Origin of the sequence: Devosia sp., assembly GCF_036676215.1 — a bacterium.
Classification (GTDB): Bacteria; Pseudomonadota; Alphaproteobacteria; order Rhizobiales; family Devosiaceae; genus Devosia.
Genome location: NZ_JAKFDJ010000204.1, coordinates 1 through 4610 on the forward strand (window position 1 = coordinate 1; position 4610 = coordinate 4610).

At 63.3% G+C, this 4610-nt stretch carries 7 protein-coding genes; 4 read left to right on the forward strand and 3 right to left on the reverse strand.

What is annotated here, in order from left to right:
• From V6M52_RS16700 to V6M52_RS16710, 3 genes are all read left to right on the forward strand, one after another.
• The coding region (locus V6M52_RS16700; protein WP_332701928.1) for a M20/M25/M40 family metallo-hydrolase at window positions 1–390 on the forward strand (390 nt) is incomplete at its 5' end.
• Between the two features lie 174 nt (window positions 391–564).
• Window positions 565–1623 carry an AbrB family transcriptional regulator gene (locus tag V6M52_RS16705; protein ID WP_332687975.1) on the forward strand — a complete coding sequence of 353 codons (1059 nt, stop codon included), beginning with the start codon at window positions 565–567 and terminating at the stop codon, window positions 1621–1623.
• A gap of 21 nt (window positions 1624–1644) precedes the next feature.
• Window positions 1645–1920 (forward strand): hypothetical protein, encoded by a 276-nt coding sequence (locus V6M52_RS16710; RefSeq protein ID WP_332687976.1) that lies wholly within the window; start codon window positions 1645–1647, stop codon window positions 1918–1920.
• Window positions 1921–1925: 5 nt separating this feature from the next.
• Here the strand turns inward: V6M52_RS16710 and V6M52_RS16715 are convergent, their stop codons facing one another.
• On the reverse strand, window positions 1926–3572 hold the full coding sequence (locus V6M52_RS16715; RefSeq protein WP_332701930.1) for an alpha-glucosidase: 1647 nt from the start codon (window positions 3570–3572) through the stop codon (window positions 1926–1928).
• A gap of 140 nt (window positions 3573–3712) precedes the next feature.
• Here V6M52_RS16715 and V6M52_RS16720 point away from each other — a divergent pair, with 140 nt between their 5' ends.
• On the forward strand, window positions 3713–4051 hold the full coding sequence (locus V6M52_RS16720; protein WP_332701932.1) for a cupin domain-containing protein: 339 nt from the start codon (window positions 3713–3715) through the stop codon (window positions 4049–4051).
• On the opposite strand, the gene V6M52_RS16725 is transcribed toward V6M52_RS16720, so the two are convergent.
• Complete coding sequence (locus V6M52_RS16725; protein ID WP_332701934.1) at window positions 4052–4348, reverse strand: putative quinol monooxygenase; 297 nt, start codon at window positions 4346–4348, stop codon at window positions 4052–4054. It abuts the gene before it with no gap.
• A 22-nt stretch (window positions 4349–4370) separates the two neighbouring features.
• Window positions 4371–4610: NAD(P)-dependent oxidoreductase (locus V6M52_RS16730; RefSeq protein WP_332701936.1), on the reverse strand; the 240-nt coding region annotated here is incomplete at its 5' end.

Below are 4610 nucleotides of genomic sequence, written 5' to 3' on the forward strand. Positions count from 1 at the left end.
CGGACGCTCGATCTTGCCGTGCAGGACCAGATCGAACAGCGACTGGCCGATTTCGTGCCGCAGTTTGCGGCCAGCTTTGGCGCCGAGGCGACGGTTCGCTATGCACGAGGCTATCCGGTGACGGTGAATTCGCCGGAACAGACGGACTTTGCGGCGCAGGTTGCTGGCGAAGTGGTGGGGCCCGAGCGTGTCGACGCCGATGCGCCCCCCTCGATGGGTGGGGAGGATTTCTCCTTCATGCTGGAAGAGCGCCCGGGAGCCTATATTTTCCTCGGCAATGGCGACAGCTCGGAGCTGCATACCGATACCTATGATTTCAATGACGACGTGATACCGGTGGGAACGAGCTATTGGGTTCGGCTGGCGGAGAGGGCATTGCCGGTGACATAGTTCTTCCCTTCTCCCCTTGCGGGACAAGGTGCCCGAAGGGCGGATGAGGGGCGGCGCCACACACACTAAAGCTTGGGGCGAGCGCAGAACCCCTCACCCTGATCCTCCGCTGAACGCGTCGGATCGTCCCTCTCCCGCAAGGGAGAGGGGGTTATCGTGGGCTTTGCGAGATTCATGACGAACCTTTCCAAACTCTACCCCGTCCTGCTCACCCTTGCCCTCTCCGCCGTCGGCGGCGGGATTGCGACACTGCTTGGCTTGCCGGCGAGCTGGATGGTGGGGGGAGTGCTGGCGGTAATGGCCGGGGCAATGGCGGGGTTGCCGATCGCCATGCCGGACCGGCTGCGCGATGTGGCGTTCTTGCTGATCGGTATGTCGATGGGCGCCAGCGTGGCGCCCGACAGTCTGCGCCTGATTGCCAGTTGGCCCGTAACCATCGCGGCGCTGGCGCTGGAGTTGGTGCTGATCATCGCGCTGACCGGCTGGATGCTGGCGCGGTTCTTCAAGCTCGATACCGGGACGGCCTATCTCAGCTCGTTCCCTGGGCATCTGTCGTTCGTGATGGGGATCGCCTCGGCGGGCGTGGGCAATGCAAGGCAGATCGTCATCATCCAGGTGATCCGCATCCTGATGCTGACCATCTGCGTGCCGATCGGGACCTTGTTCCTGCCGATCGACCATTTTGCGCCGCCGGTGGCGACCGAATTCCTCAATCTCTGGCAGTTGCTCGCGCTGGCCGCCGCGTGCGTGGCAATTGGGCTGATCTTCATGCGGCTCAAGATTCCGGCCGGCTTCGTGCTGGGCGCCATGGCGGCGGCGACAGCGGCCAAGCTGGGCGGGCTCTATACGGAGGCCATGCCGGCGCCGCTAGTGCTGGTGACGTTCGTACTGACCGGGGCGCTGATCGGCTCGCGCTTTGCCGGGATCAGCCGGCGGGAAATTCTGACCGCGGCCAAGGGCGGCGTCATCGCCACGGCCATGACTGTCGGCATCGTGACGCTGGTCGCGTGGGTGGCGAGCCTGATCGTCGACATGCCCTATGGGCAGATCTGGCTGGGGCTGGCGCCGGGGGCGCTGGAGGGCATGGGCGCGCTGGGCATTGCGCTAGGCTATGATACGGCGTTCATAGCGGCACATCATGTGATCCGGCTCTTGTTACTGAGCTTTGCAATTCCCACTGTTGTGGTGCTGATCCGCCGGCGCGGGCTCGCCACAATTGCGCGGCAAGGATAGAATCGAACCAGGAGATATTGCATGAACAAGTCCATTGCGCTGGGCCTTGCCCTTTCGGCCCTTTTGGCCACCCCCACGCTTGCCGCCCCCATCTGCAGCGGCACCTTTGGCCTGTCGCGCGAGTTGTACAGCGAGGCCGACATCAACGACTATAATTACAGCATGCTGCGCTCGAAGGGCGTCGACGTGACCCGCGTGGAGATCTGGGGCGGCTGCATCCGTGCCTTCGTGATCCAGGCCGATGGCAGCGAGCAGATGGAATTCTACGAGCCGACCAACTTCCGCCGGGTGGAATAGGCCAACTAGCCCTTGAAACTCACCCGAGGCTTTTTGCCAGGAGGCAGGCGCAGGAAGGCATAGCCATTAGCGCCCAGCTTCATCGCGTCGCGGGCGAGCGCAGCATTGGCGGAGATGGGCTCCAGCTCGGCACCGCTGGGCACGCCGCCGACCGATACGGTGTGGATATCGGCAGAGAGATTGAAGACGCAGAGCATCGCGTCTTCGCCCTTGCCGCGCCGGAAGGCCAGGATGGGCTCTGCAGTCTTGTAGAAGGTGATATCGCCGGTCTGCAGCACCGGATGGGTTTTGCGCCAGGCCAGGATGGTGCGGTAGAATGCCAGGGTGGAATTGGCATCGGCATTCTGGCCGGCGACATTGAGGGCGGACTGGGCGGGCTTGACCGGCAGCCAGGGCTTCCCGGTGGTGAAGCCATTGGGCGCCCTGCCCTCATCCCATGGCATGGGCGTGCGGCAGCCATCGCGGCCCTTGTCCTCGGGCCAGAAGCGGATGCCGCGCGGGTCGGTCAATTCCTCGAACAGCAGGTCGGTTTCGGGCAGGCCAAGTTCCTCGCCCTGATAGAGGCAGACCGAACCCTTGAGCGAGAGAACAAGGGCGGCCGTCTGGCGCGCGAGATCCCCGGCGGACCGGCTGAAGGGCGCCCAGCGCGTGACGTGGCGGGGCACGTCGTGGTTGGAAAAGCTCCAGCATGGCCAGCCATCGGGACCAGTCTTGAAAAACTGCTCAATGCACTTGCGAAAGTGGGCGGCGGTGAACTGCGGCCCCAGGAAATCAAAGCCGTAGCACATATGCAGCGTATCGCCGCCGGAGGTGTATTCGGCCATCAACTGCACGGATTTGTGGCTGTCCCCGACTTCGCCCACCGCGGTAGCGCCAGGGAATTCATTGAGCAACGCGCGGACCCGCTTGAGGAAGGCGAGGTTCTCCGGCTGGCTCTTGGAATGGCGGTGTTCCTGCATGTCATAGGGATTGACCGCATAGGCCAGGTGCTCGTTCTTGAGCTTGTTGGGCGGGTTGGAGCGCAGCTTCTTGTCGTGGAAATAGTAGTTGACGGTGTCCAGCCGGAAGCCGTCGATGCCGCGTTCCAGCCAGAAGCGCATGATGTCGAGCACGGCCTGCTGCACGTCGGGATTGTGGAAATTGAGGTCGGGCTGGCTGGCGAGGAAATTGTGCAGGTAATACTGGCCGCGGGTGGGGTTCCACTCCCAGGCGCGGCCGCCGAACACGGCGGGCCAATTGTTGGGCGGCGAGCCATCGGGCAGCGGATCGGCCCAGACATACCAGTCGGCCTTGGCATTGGTGCGGTTGAGGCGGGATTCGGCGAACCAGGGGTGCTGGTCCGAAGTGTGGCTCACCACCTGGTCCATGATGACCTTGAGGCCGCGCGCATGGGCCTGGGCGACGAGGCTGTCGAAATCCTGGAGGGACCCAAACAGGCGATCGACCTCGCGATAGTCGGAAACGTCATAGCCCATGTCATCCTGGGGCGACTGGGTGATCGGGGACAGCCAGATGCAATCGACGCCGAGGCCGGCAATGTGATCGAGCCGCCGGATGATGCCGGGCAGATCACCCACGCCATCGCCATTGCTGTCCTGAAACGAGCGCGGATAGACCTGATAAATTACGCCGCCACGCCACCATTCAGTCATTGCCGTCTCCAATGTTCGCAGCCGGACGCTAGCGGGTCGCGGCATGGAAGGGAATCCGCGACGACGCAGGAATGGCATGCGCGATGTCGAAATCGTTCGAGTCTGGTCGTCGTGTGGGCAAGAGGCAACAGGAGGACAGCATGACACATGTGTTGCGAGCGGCAGATCGGCCCCCGAGCACCAGCCGGACGATCCGCTTCGAAGGCGCGGCCTATGGCACCGATATCTCGTTTTTCGCGGTGGACAATGAACCCGGGCAAGGGCCGGCGCTGCATGTTCACCCCTACCCTGAAACCTGGATCGTCAAATCAGGCCGGGCGAGGATCGTGGCAGGAGACGAGACCTACGAGGTCGGGCCAAACGACATTGCTGTGGTGCCAGGCGGGGTGCCGCACAAATTCACCAATATCGGGGACGACCGGCTGGTGATCTTCTGCGTGCATGCAGCGGGTACGATGGTGCAGGAGGATCTGGAGTAGCTACTTGGCCGCGAGAAGGATTGGGTCAACCTCGATGAGACGAAGCGCCGTCACCATGTCGGCCGTGCCAAGCTTGTATTTGAGGAAGTGCGGCGTTTGGATGTGAGCCTGATAGGCGGCCTGGGAGGCATAGACTTCCAGGATGCGAATGTGATGCGGCGAATCCCTGTGCGCCACGGCATGGAGCATGAGAACACCCGGCTCACGCTCGACCGAGGCAGCGATTTCCTCGGCGAGCAATAGGCTATAGGCATTCAGCTGGTCGGGATCGACGTCGATCTCGGCAATCCGGACCATGCGTTCGTCGCCCGGCACCGTATCACACCACCGCGCTGATCAGCGGCTCGCCGGCGAAGTGGGCGTCGAGGTTGGCCACCAGCAGGGCACCCATGGCGTCGCGGGTTTGCACGGTGGCACTGCCCTGGTGGGGGCTGAGCACCACGTTGTCGAGGGCGAGGAAGCCAGCGGGGACCTGCGGCTCCTTTTCGAACACATCGAGTGCGGCCCCCCCCAAGCCACCATTCTGCAGCAGTTCCAGCATGGCCGGTTCGTCGACCAG